Here is a 19,188-nt window from a genome sequence, read left to right on the forward strand (position 1 = left end):
TTTTAGTCATAATAACTCTAATTTTTCAGGAGGTGTCCCATGACTTCATTCACGTATTCTTTACTGGGAGGACTTCACGGAACTGGGTCTTTTCGGATTGTCCGCTGGGTCTTCCGTGACAACCCAAGCGTCGGCCTAATCCTCTTAGCTGGGATTATTCTGTATGCTATTTATCGCTATATGAATCGTCATTAACGACCACAACGGGCCGTGACAAATTTAAATTGTCACGGCCCGTTTATCTTATACCAAACCCACGGCCCTAAAAGGCGGCCGCCGGATTCCCTAGCTGACTGGTTCCTGTATTGTAGTTAATCTTAATGCCCGCCTGAATGTTAAAAATGTAGACATTGTAAGAAATCCCGCTAGTTTCAACGGATTTAGCCTGCATATGGACCCCACGAGCCACCAGTTCTTGACCACGAAAGACCGGTTCGACCTGGTAACGAACGTGGTCACTTGGATGACTCTTCAGATAACTAGCAACGGGATTTTCATAGGCTGTCATCCCCGGATCATTCAGCGATCGGGTTCCCGTCATCAGGTTCTTCAAGTTATTATTTTGCCCCGTCAACTGATACCCAATCAAGTGACTACGGTTGTACAAATAACCCCGTTTGCCATTTACCGTATAAGGCTTGTTTTTCCAACCGGTTGGATTGACATACAGCGGTTCCCGCTTGGCCGTGGGCATCGTGGACTTACTCAGCATGGCATTCGCCGTCGTGACCCGATTCAGGCTATCAAGCGCCCCATAGGTCGCCCAGGCGCCCTTCTTAAGTGACAACGTCTGTTGACTAAAGGTGGGCCGATTATGGTTCACCGCAACAATCTGCGTCCCCTTGTAGGCCTGTTGGGCCAACGCCTGACCGGTCACCGATTGCTTCGGCGCGGTGGCTTCTTTCGACGCGCCGTTGGTCACGCGACTGACCGCACTCGAGGCCTCGCGACCAACCTTACTGGTCGGGGATGATCCCTGTTGACTCAGTCCTCCGCCAATCACACCAATGGCAATGACGATTAGCGCGGTAACCAAGGATGTCTTACTGCGCCGGCGTCCTCGACGACGTTTACTCATCTAAATCTTCCTCCCTTAGCTTCCAAAACTCTCTGTCATATTCTAGCAGAAAAACATGTGTTCGTCTTTAGCGAATGCCAACTTTTTTAAAATTTATTGGTTCTGTTCAGCAACGGTAACTTAACGCTTTTTTAACTGACCCGTTATCGTTTGGCCTAGGTGAACATGCTATACTGACAGTAGTTAAGCGTAGGTCATTTGTACCTGCACCATAAAACTGTTATGATTTTTGATGAGGTGATTGAGATATGAAGAAATCGCGGATTTTTGCCGCTGCTCTGAGCTTAGTAGCCGTTATGGCCGTGGGCCTGGCCGGTTGCAGTAATAGCAACAGTAGCAAATCGGGGAGTAACCAACAAGCTAGTTTTAAGAACAAAACGACTAAGAAAGCCGACGTTAAGTCAACGTTAACCAGTTCAAAGCAACTCTGGTACGTCACGGGTTCTGTGAACGCTAAGAGTAATTCCGGTCTAGAAGCCTACAGCTTCGACAAGCAAGGCAATGCGACCGTCTACAACGTTAACAAAATCTACAAGTCTTACGCCGCCGCTGATAAGGCTAAGGCATTGAACAAGGAAGGGACCCTTAAGGCCACCTTCAAGACCAAGGGCGATGACACCATCGTCAACTTTAAAGGGAAACTGTCCGACATCCCAATGACACAAAAGTTTACGGTCAAGGACACCTTGACGGGTAAGAATAAAGCAACGCATCTTAAAGTTGCCGGTTATCATATCGCCCGTGACGTGGACAATGACGTCACGAAGGCGGTTATGATTAAGGTCGGTAAGTAACATCGACAGCATTTAAGACTGTCGGGACTTCGGTCTCGACCGTTTTCTTTGCGTCGCTAAGCATAAACGAAGGCTAGGTGGAAACTGATGAAAAGAATTGTTCCCGGATTGTTAGGTGTCATCGTCGTTGGCGGTATCGTGATCTATCAACAGATGCGCCATCTGCCGTGGATTGTCATGTTAGAAACTGGCATTCTCGGCATCGGGGTCGTCTTCAGTATTCTCCATTTCATCAGTGTCTGGCGCAACCGCCACTAACGAGCCCGATCGTCTCGCCTGACAGCGCTTCCTTTTTGAGCTATGATAGCCGAAAGGAGCGTGATTTAATATGTTAGGACACCGATTACCCGTCAACCCTGTCGAAGCCATTTCTCCCGAACAGCGTGCGCGTCTACTCACCCTAATCGAAGAGAATCCATGGCTGATTCCTGCTACCGCCGCCTTACAAGTTATTCCGGCCGCCGTGCTGATTCATGGCTACTGGAAGAACCGCCAATTAAAAAAACAACTTCAAATTGCACGTGAACGCACCAAGCAATTACGGCTTCAAGATGATGAACCCGACGAGTGTGCCGGTCATCCCCATCTGTTAAGCCACCCGCATCCGCACTTTCATCATTAGTCCCGGCCGCCGCTAAAAAATTGGCGGCTTTTTTGATTCAGTTGATTATGTTAATTCTTATTAAAATGATTAGAATTTTTAAAAACCACTAAAAAGATCCGGTCTCGATCGGTCGATATTCGTCAAAATCCACTGATAACCATTAGTTTCATTTAATCCAATCCCTGGAAGGGCTCTGTTTTTCACTACTATAAATAAAAACTATCTATACTCATTAGTATTTTAAAAATAATCTTCACAGTTTCTTCATAATTTCCGATTAGGATATCCATAGACCAAGATCCAGTTCACCAATCAAATTAATTAATCTTTCTGTTCCTAACCAGTTCAGCATAACCGTCTCTAATCGGACGGTTTTTTGATCATTAGCGTTTTTTCAAAAACATTGCCTCGCAAAACCATTTAGGGGTACACTCTAAGTGACCTAGCCGCGCCACTTTGAGCGACCCATTCCCCATTCCAGGCCTTTGCGAGCTTAGCCAACGACTAGGACATCCTTAAAATCCGAATACTAAGGTGGAATTTTAAATGAAACGACTTAATTTGGCCCTGCTGGCACTCAGTTTGGGCGGCCTATTTGTCCTTGGCCTACCGGCCGTCATCGGCCACGCGGCGGCCACTAGTCAGACAACCTATCGTCAGGTGAGCCACTTAAAAAAAGTGAACTACTACACCAAGATTGGGGCCAACCGTTCCCACAATTACCCCGTCTATCGTACCGGTGGTGCCCAATCATCGGCTGCCAACGTGACCGCCATTAGCAACGGTCGCCATTTCGCCAACAAACAGGTCCACATCACTCGCGAAGAGACGATGGCAGATGGCACCTGGCTTAAATTTACCTATAACCATAAAACGACCGGCTGGATTCACCGCAATGGCACCGTTAAATCTTACCGTTATCTCGCCGTTCCCCTCATCGGCCAACGGCCTCAGCTCCCAACCGGCTGTGAGATTACGGCAACGGCCATGATGCTTCAATATGCCGGGGCCAAGGTCACCAAGCTATCATTGGCTAAGGAAATGCCCCGCAGTTCCAACCCTAACAAGGGATTCATTGGCAGCCCATACAACAAGACCGGCTGGTGGGTTGCCCCCAAGGGCCTGATGTCCACGGTCAAGAAGCATCTGGGAACGGCTAAAAACATGACCGGATCCTCCTTCAACCAAATGAAAACTCAGATCAACAAGAACCATCCTGTCGTCATCTGGGCCGCCGGTCTCGATGGCTTCGATACCCACGCCATCACCCTTTCTGGCTACAGTAAGACGCGGGCCTACTATAACGATCCCTGGACGAAGAAGAAAACCAGTATGACCATCAAGCGGCTACATACGCTGCGCAAACACGATGCCTACCGTGCCTTGAGTTATTAACCAACGCACCATCGATCAAAATTAACGGCGTCAGCGATCTTAATCGCTGACGCCGTTTGTCATTTTATAACGTTAACAGATCGGCCGGTTTGGCCAAGATGTACGTGGGATCCTCCGCCCTAACCGAGGCCGGATCGGCCGCCCCCCACATGGCCGCAACCGTCGAAACACCGGCATTTTTACCCATTTGCATGTCATACTTGGCATCGCCAATCATGACACTCTCGCTGGGATCCAAATGAAAGCGATCGACCAACGCCAAGATGCCATCGGGTGCCGGCTTGTAGTGATCCACCGTGTCGGATCCGCTGATCGCCTTGAAGGTGGTTCCCAATCCCACTTGATCCAGATTACGTTGCAGCGGAACGGAATGCTTACTGGAAACCACAAAGAGTTGGGCACCGCGTTCGTTCAATGCCGCTAAGGTCGTCGCCATCCCGTTAAACAGGGTGATGCCGAGCTTCTCGGCCTCCTGATACTGAGCCCGAAAGACGGTATACAGATCTTCCAACGCCGTCGAGCTCAATGGCACCGCCGCCATCTTCGCAAATGACACCTCAATCGGCACGCCCATGTAGCTAACGACCACATCACGTTCGGGTGGCGTTAGGCCCTGCACCTCGAAGGCGCGTTGCGTCGCAATAACCGCGACGTCTCGGGTGTCGGCCAAGGTACTATCGAAATCGAATAAGAAATTTTGCATACTCGCTTCACCTCATCAGTTTGGTTGAGACTCATTGAACACATTTTACCCTTTGCGACTAAAAAAATACCAGCCCCGCGGACTGGTATTTTCTAATAATTTTATTGTAAGGGATCCCACGCCGGTAATTCCTCTGGCGTCGTTTCCAACAGGGCCTGTTGCTCGGTGCTCAAGTAACGTTTATGCACAACCACTTCGTAGACAAAATCATTCATCCAATCATCCGACATCACGAAGTAACCCTTGTCACCATTCTTTTCGCCCCAACTATTTTCAACCTTCCAACGCACCGGGTCCCGGTGTACCAGATCGACCCCCGTCAGCGTCATGGCATGAGACACCGCGGCTTCGCCATAGGCTAATCGTTCCGCCTTGGTCAGGCTGAGGTCAACACCAAACAGATCCGCCGTACGATAGAGCTGACTATCTAAGAACCCTCGTTCACGACTCATCTGTTGGAGCACATCGTTACCAAACCAGACCGTTTCACCGCCCTGGAGTTGATCGATCGCCGTCTTCTTCAACACATCCATCGGTAAATTCAGGAAGGTGATGGCCTTGCCACCAACAATGTTATCTTGGCTAGGCAGGCTATACAGTCGATTAAACGGCTTGTCGGGTGAATTCGTCACCACCACGTAGTCATCCAGATCAACATTAAAGTATTTATCGAAGAAGCCCTTCGGCGTCAAGTTGGCATCCCGGTGATAGACCTGCTTGTCGTCCTTGTAGGCCAAATCAAAGGTGTTTGGCGGCTCGCCAAACGAATAGGCCGCCATCCGATAGACTTCCTTCAGGGCCTTGGAACGCACGGCCGCAATCTCGGAATCACTGGCACCGGTAGCAACGAGCCGCCGCAATGCCACGGCGTCCTTCCTAAGCTTCAGGTCAAGAGTTGCCGCAAACCCCGTCGTATCATTGGTGTTAAACGATTCGGGCATCGCGCTGGCCGGCACCACGCCATACTTCTGAACCAACGCGGCACCCATGGCCCACTGGCCACCATCCTCACCCGGTCGACTGAGGTAAAAGGCGACTTCTCGGTCGCTCACCGGTTTCTGTGCCGTACGCAAAATATTGTCATAGAAGATGTTGGCCCGCTCAACCTTATCCCAGAAGAACAGGTAACTCTCAGATAATTCAAAGTCCTTCACGTGATACTTAGCCGCGAACTGGTGGCGAATGGTATTCAGCGTTGAGAATAGCCAACACCGACCGGAATGCTTCTGGTTGGCCACCTTCCCCGTGTCCAGTTCCACGGAAAAGGCTCGGTTCAAACGAACCGCCGCTTGAGGGTCCTCCGAAGCGGCTAGGACACCGTTCTTAATGACCGCTCGACTAATCACATCGTGTGCCGGTTGATTTTGGAGGTCAGCGTGTAGGTCCGCCGTCTCGATGGCGTCCAACACGTGCCCATTCTTAATGTCTGGCATAAGCTAACTCCTCTCGTTCTTGGATTTCTCATTAGAATCTCATAATAAGCATTGGCCTAATTCTAGCGCTTCTCTCCGTGGAAGGCAATCTTCCCGGCGTTCATGGGACAGTGGCTAAACAAAAACGGTGGTGCCCATTGAAGGGTCACCACCGCGATAACTTTCTAATTAGAATTTAGCCAGCCATTGATTCATGGTGTAGTAACTCCCAATATTCTTGAAGACCGACTTGTGATTGTAGACCTTCACGTAGAGGTCCTTCTTGATCGGCTTCTTCGTGTAGATATGCGCATATTCAAATAAAATATGCATCAAAACGGTTTGCTTCTTACCATTGACTTTCCAATTCTTGACGACGATCCAATTGTCTGGGTAGGTTTGGTTATCCCAACCGTATTCTTGGGTCTTGTAAAAACCATAGCTGTTCTTACGAATCGACAATTTGGCCGTATATGACCCAACGTGACCATTGACCTTGGACCGTGAGGTGATGTGGTTCTTGGAAAATTTATCCCGACAAACATACTTGCTAGACTTGTCATAGTGATACCAATTCCGCCGAAACGCCTTTGGCACACTACTGGTCTTATGATAGCTGACAGACTTAGCGGCTGCCGTTTGTGGGTTAGCTAGGCCGGCAAACAGTGCGACCATGACTAACAAGACCATCCCCAAAATCTTCTTAACCCGTTTTGAATTCATATTTCCGTCTCCTCCAGAATTGTTCATCAGAATAATAAAACACCTTCAACACCGATAACACGATTATATAACTTCGTAACTAATAATCATAGAACAAAAAAGCCCAGCATTCGCTGGACTATCAGTCGTTTAGGCTTATTCATTGTGCTCGCCACTACTCCGCTTCATCCGGCGTTTCATTGGCAACGGCCCGCAAGGCCAACTGACGAATCTGGCCCACCAACTCGTCGTGTTGCTCGGTGGGAATATCCGTGAGTAACTGGTCGGCTATGTGCTGCCTAATCGCCACGATATCAGGATAAATAGTCTCACCACGTTTCGTCAGGGATAACTCGTAGACTCGTTTGTCCGTCTTGGACTGGCGCTTACGCACATAACCCAGGTTAACCAATTGATTAACCGCTCGCGTCACGTTACTAGGATTCAGATAAGTCAAATTGATCAGCTTATCCTGCGTGAGTCGGGGCTGCTCGTGAATTCTGAGAATATAATAGTACATACTGGCATTCAGTCGATAAGGCTGGAGACGCCGATCGAGCGCAATCCGGGTATAACGATTGGCAATGGATAACCATTTTAAGATGTCTGGATCGTTGCTACTATTGACCATAAGCGGTCTCCTTCCTAAATTTACGTGCGCAAGTATAAGCCACCTCATAGGAAATATCAAGGGCGCTTTGCCGAAAAAAACGTGATCCCAACGCCCATTGCGTCAACGACCACGTTTCATTTAATAAGCTAGATTATTAACATTAGCGCGCTTGGTCTTGTTGGATGCCCAAACTGGCACCTTAACAACCCCGAGGACCTTGTCCTTATTGACGAAGCCCCAGTAGCGACTATCATTCGACACACTCCGATGATCCCCGAGGACAAAGTACTTCCCCTTTGGAACCACCGTGGTGCCGTTACCCCAGCCGTTCGTCTTTTGCAGACTAGCGAGGGTCCAGTTCCCGGTTCCGGAAGTTTGTTCCGACTTGCTGATGAAGCCCTGATTGATCTTCTTCTTGTTGACATAGATGTAACCATTCTTACTGGTTACGGTGTCACCAGGCAGGCCAATCACCCGCTTCACGTAGTTCGTGTTGGCCTTGGCCGCAGGATCTTCCCCGTGAGCATCGAAAACAATGACACTTAGGTGTTTAATCTTAGATTGCTTGAAGGCGAAAACCTTCTCGTTGTTATCCAGGTTAGGCTCCATCGATGGACCGTCGACCCGAACCCGGGTGAAGACAAACTGCTTAATGGCAAGGGCAATCGCTAACCCAATGACCACCGGAATAATCCAACTCATGACTTCTTTTAGTGCTTTCATGGCGTGTGACTCCTCATTCTTAAATTAGATTAATTAGGTACTGTTATCATACACCCCGACGCCTGGCCGTAAAACAAGTCGTTGATAGGGTCACCTGTAATTTTACCATTTAACCTTGCAAAACCCTACGCTTTCCCCGAATTTAATGAAGTCGTCATAAATTTGCTAACTCAACGTTAAAACGGCGCTTGCAAATTCCGCTTTTTCCGGCAATAATAGAGGAATACTTAAATTATCTAGACCATTCCCTGGGCCGCACTCTGCTAAGCAGATTAGCGGTCCAGTACTGTTTCTAGCAAATATAAATTATGTAATAACCCCCGCCATCATCACCTTCGATGGCTAAAAAACGGAAAGGACTGACTGTTGTTGAATACTGCCATTTCACGGCGTAAACTCATCTGGCTCACACTGTTACTAGGAACGGTCAGTGCAACTGGCCCCTTGGCCATTGACCTTTACTTACCGGCCTTGCCGGAAATGAAAACCCAATTTGCCACCAGCGCCTCACTGATGCAGCTCAGTATCACGAGTTGTCTCATCGGCCTCGCCTTGGGCCAATTGATTGCTGGCCCCTTATCCGACCAATATGGCCGGCGAAAGCCCTTGATTGCGGGCTTCATCCTATTTGGACTCGCTTCATTAGCCATGGCCTTCATTCATTCGATTACCTTACTAATCATTCTCCGCTTCGTGCAGGGGCTGGCCGGCGCCACCGGCCAGGTCATGGCTCGGGCGGTGGCCCGCGACCTCTTCTCCGGTCAACGACTCACCCACTTCTATGCCCTCCTCAACACCGTCAACGGGGTCTTCCCCATCATTGCCCCGATCATTGGGGGCTTCATGATTCACTACGTCGACTGGCAGGCCATCTTCGTGCTGTTGGCCGTCATTGGGGTCCTGATTGCGCTAGCCGTGGCCTTCGGCCTACCGGAATCCCTTCCGGTCGATCGACGCCAAACGGGGGGCTTCAGCGCCTCGTTGCTCGCCATGGGCAAGCTGACCGTTCAGCCCAGCTTCTGGCCATTAATTCTCGCCACTGGACTGGTTTACGGTGCGCTGTTTGCCTACATTTCGGCCTCAACCTTCGTCTTTCAGACGGGGTTTGGGATGGCGCCGCAGACGTTTAGCCTGCTATACGCCTTCAACGGTTTGGGCATCGTGGTCGGGAGTAACTTACCCGGCTGGCTGATCAAGTACTTCACCAACCGCCAACAGGTTACCGGCCTACTGACCCTGGCCGCCATCGTCAGTGCCATTATGATTGCCTCCTTACTCTTCCCGGCCAGCGTTTGGCTAGTTAGTGGTCTGATCCTGATCCTGGTCGTCCTGATTGGGGCGCTACTAACCCTCACGGTTACCATCATCATGGACCAAGCCACCCACAACGCCGGGAGTGCTTCCGCCGTCATCGGCCTCTCACAGGATGCCTGCGGTGGACTGGTATCGCCCTTGGTTGGCCTGTCCGGAAAGTCTTACGCCGCCATGGGCGTCATGCTCTTCCTGTGTAGTGCTGGGGCCCTGGGCCTCGTTAAATATCAACAACGACTCACCCCTGAATCTTAACGAAAAGCCACCCGAGATTAATTTCTCAGGTGGCTCTTTTTATTAGTCGTGTTGGCTCCATTGCGTGAGCTGGGCGACGACATTTTTCAAAATTTTAATGCCCAATTGGTAATCGGGTTCTGAGCCCATCATCCGAAAGGCTAACGTCCACGTGTCATGATAGATGCTGACGGTGAGTTGAAAATGCGGCATGGTTCGGTAAGCACCCGCAAAATAGATTTGTGTGACCGCAATGCCGGCAAAGTCCAACCGCGTGTGGTCGATGTGCCCGAAGTTAGCAAAGGAGATCGGGGCCTGCGGCTTAAATTTTCCGGCTAGCCGGCGCACGATCACGGGTGGTAAGGCCCGACTCATGCGATTCACCTCAACCAGCGGCGGTAAGTACGCCAATCGGTCCCGCAATTCGCTAATGGTGGCCTGCGTGCGTGGCACCACGTTCTGCAGTGTGTCGCCATCGCCGATTTCAATTTTCAACGGCATTTCACTCGTCATGTTAGCCACCTGAACCACGTTGGTGGCGCTCACGGGGCCGTGTAACCGCAGATCGACCTGAACAGGAATCACCAACTGGCGTTCACCCGTCACTGCCGACAACGACAGGGCATAGGCCGACAGGAGCACCGCATTCATGGTAACCCCCTGAAGGTGCGCCTTTTGCCGCATCCGTCGACTTATAACCTGGGAAATAATGGCTTCCCCGCGGTGATGGTGAATATCCCCCCGTTGCGCGGGCACCTTCTCAGCCGTGCGTTCATCCGTTGCCGGCAGTGGTCGGTGAGGATGCCGCAGATGTTGTAAAATCTTCCGCACGCCTCGTTCATTGGTAAAGTTGGTCAGATCCTCGCCGGAGTACGCTGCCGCCAGTAGATAAAGGTAGTGCTTAAACCCCTCACCATCGGTTAATAGACTGCTCATCACCAATCGAATCTGGTCATACGTTTCATAGTGAATCACTTGAATTTTTAGTTGCGGACCCGCTTCAACATCGAATTGGGCGCGGCCGGGGTCGTGACTTTCCGTGTACTCACTGATCACGGCGTCTAGGGTTTCATGATCCACCTCAAACCGATTCCATTTAAGGTTATACCGTCCCAACACTTGGGGAACGACCGTCTGCGTGGTTGCTACCGCATCCTTAAGTCGGGCCACATCAATCGGTTGGGTTAAGCTCAACGTACATTCCAATAATGGATACGTCTGAATTGGATCTAAAGTCGCTAGTAAATCCAACGGCTCGCCATGGTAAATCATGCGAACACCCCTCCTTGCCTTAATTAGTCTCAGTATAGCAAAGGCGTTACGTTAACCACCAAGATTCAATCTAACTATTGGCAAAAATTAATAAAGCTGTAATCTATGGCTTAGTCGTCACCCCTGATGGACTCTGTTAGAATGAAGTTATTACTAAATCCATGAGGTGATGTTATGACTCAAGCTTCCGAACCCGTATCTTGTAATGCGACGCTGATCGTTACCAGTCATCGCGTTTTTCAGGCCGACTTGAATGAACACGCGACCGTGTTTGGCGGAAAAATTCTTTCTCTGGTAGATGACAGTGCTTCAGTTGCCGCCGTCCGGCTAACTCATAAGACGGTGGTGACCGCCTCGTTTGACCACGTCAGCTTCTTGGCTCCCTTCCGTCTCGATGACTCGATGGACCTAGAAGCCTACGTCTGCGGCACTGGAACGCGATCTCTCGAGGTCTTCGTGAAAATCATCGGCGAAAACCTGACCACGGGTGACCGTTTCGTTGGGTTCACTTGCTTCATTACCTACGTCATCGAGGATCAAACGATTAGCGAGCCGCTTCCCGCCATGAAACCGGTGACCGAGGAACAACGTTATCTCTGTGCCGGTTACGCCGCTCGAGCTGCGCAACGACGGGAACGCCGACAGGAACAGGTCGACCTAAATGCCCACGTGACAACGACCGCTCCCTGGCCAATCTAGTCGATACCGTCGGCTGATGTTTCACGTGAAACATCCGTCCAGTCACTCGCCAGAATCCCGTATTGATAAAGATCGAGCCAGCGGCCGTCCTGAAAGACCGCCTCGCGGTTGACCCCTTCACGAATAAAACCCACGGCCTCATAGGCGTGAATGGCCGGCAAATTATTGGCATTGACCTCCAGGTTAACCTTATGTAGGCCGAGTTCATTGAAGGCAAAGGACAAAATGGTATTCAGGGTATCGACACCATATCCCTGTCCCCGATCACTAACGACCGGCAGGGCAATCCCCAGGGTTGCTCGGCGATTCTTGAACAACACATTATTTAAGATTACCGATCCCAATAAGCCATCATCGGCATTGGCCCGGACCATGAAGAAAAACTGATCGTTATTTTCGGGATACTCGGCCAACTCACTATATTGAGCCGCCGTCACCGGATGCAAGGCATCCGCCGATAAATTACGCAGTAAACCCGGCTCCCATTGGGTATCTTGCAACCATTCCGCATCCCCATCGCGCATTTCCGTCAAATGGACCAACTGTCCCTGAACCACATCTTTCATCTTGACCCCTCCTTGCTAGTTGTTCCTACTCTAGCACAGCCCGGCGGTGCGAACCAAAATAATTGGGTTCACCTATGAAAACGGCTATACTAATCGAAACAATGAAGGAGGACATTTATTCATGAAGATTATGATTATTGGGGCCACTGGTATGGCCGGTTCAGAAATCGTTACCGAAGCCTTAAAGCGGGGCCACGAGGTGACTGCCCTCGCGCGGTCAGAGGAAAAATTAGCGAAGCTGTCTTCCAGCCCAGCATTGACGACCTCGGTCAAGGACGCCTTCGACCTAACGGCAGCGGATCTTCAAGCCGTGGACGTCGTGGTTGATGCCTTTGCCACCGCACCAGACCTGGCCTACCTTCACGTCGACCTGGCCGCTCACCTGGTCCACCTCCTACGGGGCACGTCAGCACCGCGCCTCGTCTTCATCTTAGGCGCCGGCAGCCTGCACACCGGGGATGATAACCATCTATTTGTTAACGATATCGCAAAAGATCCCAATGCGGCCGGCTTCATCGCCATTCCACAAAATCAATTGAAGGAATTAAACTTCTTGAATGACGTCGATAACGTCAACTGGGTTGGCGTTTCCCCAGCCGCAAACTTCCATCCAGGCGCCGCCGTTCCCGCCATCTTGGGCAACGACAACTTGCTGTTTAACGATCAGCAAGCCAGCGGCACCTCTGCTGGAACCATGGCCGTCACCATCCTTGATGAGCTGGAAACGCCTAAGCATCATCAGGCACGCTTCACCGTTGCCGATCGCTAAACCTTCTCAACGACACTAACCCCAGGGTAAGTGTCGTTTTTTATTGCCTAATCCCGTATAATGGCTCTAACTAATCCTGCATAGAAAGTTGCGATCACTTTGAAAAAGCAATTAACCTGGCGTGAAACCCTCTTCATTGGCATGATGCTTTTTGGCCTCTTCTTCGGCGCTGGGAACTTGATCTTCCCGGTCTATCTCGGCCAACAAGCTGGCCATCACGTGGGGGCGGCGATCATTGGCCTCCTCATCACCGGGATCGGCCTCCCACTACTCGGCGTCATGGGCATCGGCCTATCGCGTAGCCAGGGCGTCTTTGACCTCAGCAGTCGCGTCAGTCGCCCCTTTGCCTACAGTTTTACCATTCTCCTGTATCTGACCTTGGGGCCCTTATTCGTGCTCCCACGGCTGGCCACGACCTCATTTCAGATTGGCCTGGCACCATTCACGCCAACCGCCCGACAGCCACTGGTCTTGGCCGTCTTCTCCGTGGGTTTCTTTGGCCTCGCCTGGTGGCTGGCGCGTAATCCCGGCAAGCTCATGACCTACATCGGTAAATGGTTGACCCCACTATTCCTGATTCTCTTAGGCCTATTGATGCTGACCGCGATTGTCCGTCCCTTGGGTGGGCTAACCGCGACGCCCCAAGGGCACTACGTCACCGCCCCACTCCTCCAGGGATTCACCGAGGGCTACAACACCATGGACGCCTTGGCCTCACTGGCCTTTGGCATTGTCGTTATCGATAATATTCGCGCATTGGGCGTCAGCGACCCCGGTCAAATTGCCAAGGATACCGTCAAGGCCGGTACCATCAGTGTGATCATGATGGGCCTGATCTACTCCCTCTTGGCCCTCATGGGAACTATGAGCCTCGGTCACTTTGGCCGGGCCGCCAACGGTGGCATCACCCTGGCGCAGATTGCCCACTATTACTTCGGCACCTTCGGTAATATTCTATTGGCCCTGATTGTCATCGTCGCCTGTCTCAAGACAGCCATCGGTCTCATCTCTGCCTTTGGTGACACCCTCCACGAGATGTTTCCCCGGCTATCCTATGCCGGCCTAATCATCTTCGCTAGCCTGCTCCCATGCCTATTTGCTAACGTGGGCCTGACTAAATTAATTACGTATTCGACGCCCATCCTCATGTTGCTTTATCCATTAGCCATCGTCCTCATTGCCCTGGCCGTTATGCCTTGGCTCGGCCATTCCCGTTGGCTCTATAACACCAGCATCTGCCTAACCATGATCCCTGCCCTGTTCTCCGGAATCATCGCTCTACCAACAACTGTCCACCACCAGGCCTGGTATCGGCTCGTATGGTCATGGAATCAACGGCTCCCCTTCGCTGCGTTAGGGTTTGGCTGGGTGGTTCCGGCTGTCATCGGGATCATCGCCGGTTGGACTATAAGTCAGTTGGCCTCGCGAAGTAACGGTTAGCTTACTTACCGATAGCTACCGACTGCCATTTTCCGCTCCCCTCAGGTAAACTCACTGTGAAGCCAATTGTTCACGATGACTAATCAAATGAGGTGAGTCGAATGACTAAAATTCATTACCCAACAACGCATCTTAAGATCCTGGTTGACGTGATGACTTGGGTCTTGTTAATCGCCATTTTTGTGATCAAAGATCCGATCACCGTCGCCTTCCTGGCCTTCAGTTCACTCATTACTATCATGCTACACTTCAATATTTTTGAAGACACTCGGGATACTAATCCCCTTGCCAAGATTGATCTGGGCGTTCAAGTGGCCTTCATCGTCGTTGGGGTGATCAAAGCCTTCATGTACGGCGGTGGTCGTTATTAACGACAAATAAATAAGCGTTGGGGATAAATTTTAACCCCAACGCTTATTTTGATCGCTTCAATTGGCTGTAGCTTAGCCCCACTCCATATTATGCAAGTTAACCTTAGCATCCTTGGTGACGGCCTGACCGTCCCGCGGTGCCATGGGCTCCTGCAGAAAGGCCAATTCAGCTAATGCCTCCCATTCCCCTTTGGGAACAATGACAGCGGCCTCGGCATCGTCCGCATCGGTCGGCGTGACCAGAATCGTTTCCTTCAACCGGTGAACCGCCGTCAAAATCTGTAAAAAGTCTTCCTGTGCTGCAAGTGGTGAATATTGCTTCATCGCTAGTGCTCCTCCCTATAATCCCCCGTGATCGACCGTGTCCCGTCAACGAGACCTGGCCTCATTTTACTTAACGCTGGTTCAGCGTCATCAAAACCACCATCAACGTTCCTAAAATACTCAATTGACTCCCCGCGAGAAATTGCCATTGTCGTACCCATAAGTGCTGCACCGAGACCGATGGCCACGCTCGTCGATTGCGGACCAAACAGTGCCCCAAGGCAATGACGTTGGCAATCATCAACAATAGCAATGGTCGAACGCCGACCGCCATCGGCAGCCAAACACTCATCGCGGCATACGAAACACCAAAACTAACCAACCAAATATAGATCAGGCTTCGCCGCCGCAAGTTTACCCTGGCGGCGACTGATTGGGTTTGCTGAAACCGAAAAAGGGTCCAGCCATGGAGCGCAAGACTCATACAGGTGACTGCTAGTCCGACTATCACAGCTATCCGCATGGCAACCATCCCCTCTACGTCCCGTCGTCGGCCAGAAATGCTAGTCCATTTCCAACTGAACGCTGCTCGATCCCACTCCTCCGATCGGTTCCGAACGTGACTGACTACATTCACTACCTTACCGCCGCTCTGTGGTAAACCTGCAAAGAACCTGTAAAGATTACGTGTACATTTTATTATTAAATTGATAATCGCTTGATAATTATTAATAATACCCACGTGAAGAACTCTTAAAACTGCTTTCATATCAGCACTTTTAGCCACACAAAAACCCCGAGAATAAATTTTCTCGGGGTTTAATTAATGATTAACTAGTTAACTTTAGCGATCTTTCCTTGTTCAATATAAACACTCAAGATGGCAATGTCGGCTGGGTTAACCCCACTGATCCGCGTTGCTTGGGCTAAGGTTTCTGGTTGAATCTTCTTTAATTTTTGATGAGCTTCCGTGGCTAAACCATCGATAGCATCGTAGTCAATGTTGGCGGGAATCGTCTTGGCTTCCATCCGCTTCAACTTCGCCACATTCTCTTCGGACTTCTTAATGTAGCCCGCATACTTCAGGGAAACCTCAATTTCCTCAATGATGTGTCGATCGAGTGGCTGATCTGGTGCCGGGATAAAGTCCAACAACGTGGCGTAGGTCACGTAGGGCCGCCGCAGGAAGGCCGCCGCAATGATACCGTCTTGCAACGGCTTGTCGCCATGTTGGCCAACGAACTCGTTCACGGCATCGCTAGGCTTGATACGAATGCTGTTCAACCGTTCGATCTCGGTATTGATGGCCGCACGCTTAGCCAAGAAGGCTTCGTAGCGGTCATCGCTGATCAATCCCAGGTCGTGACCTTTCGTGGTTAACCGCAGGTCGGCGTTATCATGCCGCAGGATTAACCGGTATTCGGCCCGGCTCGTCAACAACCGGTAGGGTTCATTCGTCCCCTTGGTAACCAAGTCATCCACCATGACACCGATGTAGGCATCGGAACGTTGTAACGTGAAGCCTGGCTTGCCCTGGGCCCGCAGTCCGGCATTAATCCCGGCTAAGAGTCCTTGACCAGCGGCTTCTTCGTAACCCGACGTCCCGTTGGTTTGGCCAGCGGTGAAGAGGTTCTTCAGCAGCTTGGTTTCCAACGTTGGCCGTAATTGATAGGGTGCAACCACGTCATATTCGATGGCGTAGCCGGGCCGCATCATTTGGGCATCCTCTAACCCCTTAACGGAGTGCAGAATCTTCTGTTGCACTTCTTCAGGCATTGAGGTTGAAAGGCCTTGAACGTACCATTCATCCGTCTTCCGGCCTTCTGGCTCCAAGAAGATTTGATGACGAGGCTTGTCGGCAAAGCGGACAATCTTGTCCTCAATGGATGGGCAGTAACGAGGGCCAACCCCTTCAATCACACCGGTAAACATGGGCGCACGGTCCAGATTTTCCCGAATAATTGCGTGGGTCTTCTCGTTGGTGTAGGTCAACCAGCAAGACAATTGGTTCTTCAATTCCAGGTAGGCACTATCTGGCGTGGTGAAGCTGAAATGATTGGGTTCTTCATCCCCAGGTTGCTCTTCGGTTTCATCATAATTGATGGTGTTCCCATCCACTCGTGGTGGGGTCCCGGTCTTGAATCGTTCCAAATCGAAACCATACTTGGGCAGGTTAGCCGTCAGCTTGGTTGCGGGTTGAGAGTTGTTAGGACCGGATGAGTACATCAATTCACCGATGATGATCTTTCCCCGAGCGGCGGTTCCGGCGGCGATCACGACGGACTTAGCGGCGTAACGCGCCCCTGTGTTGGTGATTACCCCTTTACATTCACCGTCTTCGACGATCAGGTCATCCACGATCCCCTGACGTAAGGTCAGGTTCGGTTCCTTTTCAATGGTATGCTTCATTTCGGCATGGTAAGCATGCTTGTCGGCTTGTGCCCGTAAGGCCCGCACGGCGGGACCCTTACCGGTATTTAGCATCCGCATTTGGACGTAGGTCTTGTCAATATTACGACCCATTTCGCCCCCGAGGGCATCGATTTCCCGGACGACGATCCCCTTTGCGGGACCCCCAACGGAAGGATTACATGGCATAAAGGCCACCATATCCAAATTAATCGTCATCAGTAGTGTCCGGTTGCCCATCCGCGCTGCGGCGAGGGCTGCTTCACTACCAGCATGACCAGCACCAACCACGATAACATCGTAGTCGCGACCGGCATATTCCTTGATTTCAGTCATGGTTTTTCGATTCCCTTCATGTTGACTCATCGCCAACCATTTTCTCTTCTGATTATTTTCCTAAACAGAACTGGCTAAACAGTTGGTCTAGTAGCTCATCTTGGTAACTGTCACCGGTGATTTCTCCCAGTAAGTCCCAGGCCCGCGTCATGTCGATTTGAACCAGGTCCACTGGCATCCCCGCCGCAATCCCATGCATGACGTCGGACAAGGCATCGCTAGCCTGATGTAAGAGGCCAATGTGCCGGGCGTTTGTCACCATGACATTGTTTTGGTTGGATTCAATGCCTTCATCGAAGAACAGGTGGGCAATCGTGGTTTCCAATTGATCCATCCCTGTACTCTTCAAAATGGAGGTTTCAATGATCGGACTGTCACCGGCAGCGGCCTTAACCGCCGTCAGATCAAGCTGTTGTGGCAGGTCGGTCTTGTTTAAGATCAAGATTCGTTGATTAGCCGCCGTGGCACTGAGCAACTTTTTATCTTCGGCCGTCAGTGGTTCGCTGGCGTTCAGAACTAAGATCACCAGATCGGCGGTATCAATGGCCTTCAACGACCGTTCGACCCCGATTTTCTCGACCTTATCCGTCGTATCGCGAATCCCGGCGGTGTCGATTAACTTCAGGGGAACCCCCTTGACGTTGACGTATTCTTCAATCACGTCACGCGTGGTCCCAGCCACATCGGTCACGATCGCCTTGTCTTCATGCAACAGATGGTTTAACAGGCTACTCTTCCCGACGTTAGGCCGACCGACAATCGCCGTGGCCAAGCCTTCACGCAAGACCTTCCCCTGCTTAGCCGTCGCTAACAGAACCTTAATCTGCTTCTGAACGGACTGAGCCTTCTCCAACAGCATCTTCGTTGTCATCGTTTCCACGTCGTCGTATTCAGGATAGTCGATGTTAACTTCGACCTGCGCCAAGGCATCCAGGATGTCCTGTCGCAAATGACGAATTAACTTGGACAGATCACCATCCAGTTGATCTAAAGCCACCTTCATCGACTTATCGGTCTTGGCCCGAATCAAATCCATCACGGATTCGGCCTGCGTCAAATCGATTCGACCATTCAGGAAGGCCCGCTTGGTATATTCACCCGGTTCGGCCAATCGTGCCCCGTAACTCAGGCACAACTGAAGAATCCGGTTCGTCGCCACGATCCCACCGTGACAGTTAATTTCAATAATATCTTCCTTGGTGTAAGTCTTAGGCGCCCGCATCACGGTTACCATGACTTCATCAACTTCTTCATTCGTTTCAGGGTCAACGATGTGGCCATAGTGAATCGTATGGCTCGCAACCTGACTTAAATCGGCGCCCTTAAACAGCTTGCCGGCGACGTCAAAGACCTCTTCGCCAGATAGCCGAATGATCGCAATGCCCCCCTCACCAGGTGGGGTAGAAATTGCCGCAATCGTATCAAATTCCGTTGTGGTGACTGCCATGAGTCATCCTCCTTTTTCTATCAAACACTGCGCTTCGTCTGTAGTC

At 50.9% G+C, this 19,188-nt stretch carries 22 protein-coding genes; 10 read left to right on the forward strand and 12 right to left on the reverse strand.

What is annotated here, in order from left to right; genetic code table 11:
- The first annotated feature begins 39 nt into the window (after positions 1-39).
- A complete protein-coding gene (locus EKM96_RS10565; RefSeq protein WP_164510983.1) occupies positions 40-195 on the forward strand; it encodes a hypothetical protein in 156 nt (51 codons plus the stop codon).
- Positions 196-262: 67 nt separating this feature from the next.
- Here EKM96_RS10565 and EKM96_RS06360 read toward each other — a convergent pair whose 3' ends face one another.
- Complete coding sequence (locus EKM96_RS06360) at positions 263-1,078, reverse strand: DNA/RNA non-specific endonuclease (RefSeq protein ID WP_125641385.1); 816 nt, start codon at positions 1,076-1,078, stop codon at positions 263-265.
- Between the two features lie 248 nt (positions 1,079-1,326).
- On the opposite strand from EKM96_RS06360, the gene EKM96_RS06365 reads away from it, so the two are divergent.
- From EKM96_RS06365 to EKM96_RS06375, 4 genes are all read left to right on the forward strand, one after another.
- Positions 1,327-1,872, forward strand: coding sequence for a hypothetical protein (locus EKM96_RS06365; RefSeq protein ID WP_125641388.1), 546 nt, complete (start codon positions 1,327-1,329; stop codon positions 1,870-1,872).
- An 87-nt stretch (positions 1,873-1,959) separates the two neighbouring features.
- Positions 1,960-2,130, forward strand: coding sequence for a hypothetical protein (locus tag EKM96_RS10570; protein WP_164510984.1), 171 nt, complete (start codon positions 1,960-1,962; stop codon positions 2,128-2,130).
- 70 nt (positions 2,131-2,200) lie between these two features.
- Positions 2,201-2,494 (forward strand): transposase, encoded by a 294-nt coding sequence (locus tag EKM96_RS06370; protein ID WP_125641390.1) that lies wholly within the window; start codon positions 2,201-2,203, stop codon positions 2,492-2,494.
- 528 nt (positions 2,495-3,022) lie between these two features.
- Positions 3,023-3,871: a C39 family peptidase gene (locus tag EKM96_RS06375; RefSeq protein WP_125641393.1), complete on the forward strand. Its 849-nt coding sequence runs from the start codon at positions 3,023-3,025 to the stop codon at positions 3,869-3,871.
- A 64-nt stretch (positions 3,872-3,935) separates the two neighbouring features.
- On the opposite strand, the gene EKM96_RS06380 is transcribed toward EKM96_RS06375, so the two are convergent.
- The 5 genes from EKM96_RS06380 to lepB form a co-directional block, all read right to left on the reverse strand.
- Positions 3,936-4,574 carry an HAD family hydrolase gene (locus tag EKM96_RS06380; protein ID WP_125641396.1) on the reverse strand — a complete coding sequence of 213 codons (639 nt, stop codon included), beginning with the start codon at positions 4,572-4,574 and terminating at the stop codon, positions 3,936-3,938.
- Between the two features lie 101 nt (positions 4,575-4,675).
- Complete coding sequence (locus EKM96_RS06385) at positions 4,676-6,007, reverse strand: C1 family peptidase (protein WP_125641399.1); 1,332 nt, start codon at positions 6,005-6,007, stop codon at positions 4,676-4,678.
- A gap of 168 nt (positions 6,008-6,175) precedes the next feature.
- On the reverse strand, positions 6,176-6,709 hold the full coding sequence (locus EKM96_RS06390) for a hypothetical protein (protein ID WP_125641402.1): 534 nt from the start codon (positions 6,707-6,709) through the stop codon (positions 6,176-6,178).
- 154 nt (positions 6,710-6,863) lie between these two features.
- Positions 6,864-7,319: a MarR family winged helix-turn-helix transcriptional regulator gene (locus tag EKM96_RS06395; RefSeq protein WP_125641405.1), complete on the reverse strand. Its 456-nt coding sequence runs from the start codon at positions 7,317-7,319 to the stop codon at positions 6,864-6,866.
- A gap of 120 nt (positions 7,320-7,439) precedes the next feature.
- Positions 7,440-8,024: a signal peptidase I gene (gene lepB / locus EKM96_RS06400; RefSeq protein ID WP_125641408.1), complete on the reverse strand. Its 585-nt coding sequence runs from the start codon at positions 8,022-8,024 to the stop codon at positions 7,440-7,442.
- A 369-nt stretch (positions 8,025-8,393) separates the two neighbouring features.
- On the opposite strand from lepB, the gene EKM96_RS06405 reads away from it, so the two are divergent.
- Positions 8,394-9,590, forward strand: coding sequence for a multidrug effflux MFS transporter (locus tag EKM96_RS06405; RefSeq protein ID WP_164510985.1), 1,197 nt, complete (start codon positions 8,394-8,396; stop codon positions 9,588-9,590).
- Positions 9,591-9,632: 42 nt separating this feature from the next.
- Here EKM96_RS06405 and EKM96_RS06410 read toward each other — a convergent pair whose 3' ends face one another.
- Positions 9,633-10,841, reverse strand: coding sequence for a condensation domain-containing protein (locus tag EKM96_RS06410; RefSeq protein ID WP_125641414.1), 1,209 nt, complete (start codon positions 10,839-10,841; stop codon positions 9,633-9,635).
- Positions 10,842-11,015: 174 nt separating this feature from the next.
- On the opposite strand from EKM96_RS06410, the gene EKM96_RS06415 reads away from it, so the two are divergent.
- The gene (locus EKM96_RS06415) at positions 11,016-11,540 is read left to right on the forward strand and encodes an acyl-CoA thioesterase (RefSeq protein ID WP_125641417.1); all 525 of its coding nucleotides are present in this window, start codon (positions 11,016-11,018) and stop codon (positions 11,538-11,540) included.
- Here the strand turns inward: EKM96_RS06415 and EKM96_RS06420 are convergent.
- On the reverse strand, positions 11,537-12,106 hold the full coding sequence (locus tag EKM96_RS06420; protein ID WP_125641420.1) for a GNAT family N-acetyltransferase: 570 nt from the start codon (positions 12,104-12,106) through the stop codon (positions 11,537-11,539). The genes EKM96_RS06415 and EKM96_RS06420 overlap by 4 nt on opposite strands.
- Before the next feature lie 121 nt (positions 12,107-12,227).
- Here EKM96_RS06420 and EKM96_RS06425 point away from each other — a divergent pair, with 121 nt between their 5' ends.
- The 3 genes from EKM96_RS06425 to EKM96_RS06435 all read left to right on the forward strand — a co-directional run bounded on the left by EKM96_RS06425 (position 12,228) and on the right by EKM96_RS06435 (position 14,686).
- Positions 12,228-12,875 carry an NAD(P)-dependent oxidoreductase gene (locus EKM96_RS06425; RefSeq protein WP_125641423.1) on the forward strand — a complete coding sequence of 216 codons (648 nt, stop codon included), beginning with the start codon at positions 12,228-12,230 and terminating at the stop codon, positions 12,873-12,875.
- A gap of 99 nt (positions 12,876-12,974) precedes the next feature.
- The gene (gene brnQ / locus EKM96_RS06430; protein WP_125641426.1) at positions 12,975-14,315 is read left to right on the forward strand and encodes a branched-chain amino acid transport system II carrier protein; all 1,341 of its coding nucleotides are present in this window, start codon (positions 12,975-12,977) and stop codon (positions 14,313-14,315) included.
- Positions 14,316-14,416: 101 nt separating this feature from the next.
- On the forward strand, positions 14,417-14,686 hold the full coding sequence (locus EKM96_RS06435) for a hypothetical protein (RefSeq protein WP_125641429.1): 270 nt from the start codon (positions 14,417-14,419) through the stop codon (positions 14,684-14,686).
- 72 nt (positions 14,687-14,758) lie between these two features.
- On the opposite strand, the gene EKM96_RS06440 is transcribed toward EKM96_RS06435, so the two are convergent.
- From EKM96_RS06440 to mnmE, 4 genes are all read right to left on the reverse strand, one after another.
- Entirely contained in the window at positions 14,759-15,010 is a 252-nt protein-coding gene (locus tag EKM96_RS06440) for a type II toxin-antitoxin system Phd/YefM family antitoxin (RefSeq protein WP_125641432.1), read from the reverse strand.
- A 70-nt stretch (positions 15,011-15,080) separates the two neighbouring features.
- Positions 15,081-15,434: a hypothetical protein gene (locus EKM96_RS06445; protein ID WP_125641434.1), complete on the reverse strand. Its 354-nt coding sequence runs from the start codon at positions 15,432-15,434 to the stop codon at positions 15,081-15,083.
- 350 nt (positions 15,435-15,784) lie between these two features.
- Positions 15,785-17,695: a tRNA uridine-5-carboxymethylaminomethyl(34) synthesis enzyme MnmG gene (gene mnmG / locus EKM96_RS06450; RefSeq protein ID WP_125641543.1), complete on the reverse strand. Its 1,911-nt coding sequence runs from the start codon at positions 17,693-17,695 to the stop codon at positions 15,785-15,787.
- Between the two features lie 52 nt (positions 17,696-17,747).
- Positions 17,748-19,142: a tRNA uridine-5-carboxymethylaminomethyl(34) synthesis GTPase MnmE gene (gene mnmE, locus EKM96_RS06455; RefSeq protein ID WP_125641437.1), complete on the reverse strand. Its 1,395-nt coding sequence runs from the start codon at positions 19,140-19,142 to the stop codon at positions 17,748-17,750.
- Between the last annotated feature and the right edge of the window lie 46 nt (positions 19,143-19,188).

The organism is Levilactobacillus tangyuanensis (assembly GCF_003946545.1).
Classification (GTDB): domain Bacteria; phylum Bacillota; class Bacilli; order Lactobacillales; family Lactobacillaceae; genus Levilactobacillus; species Levilactobacillus tangyuanensis.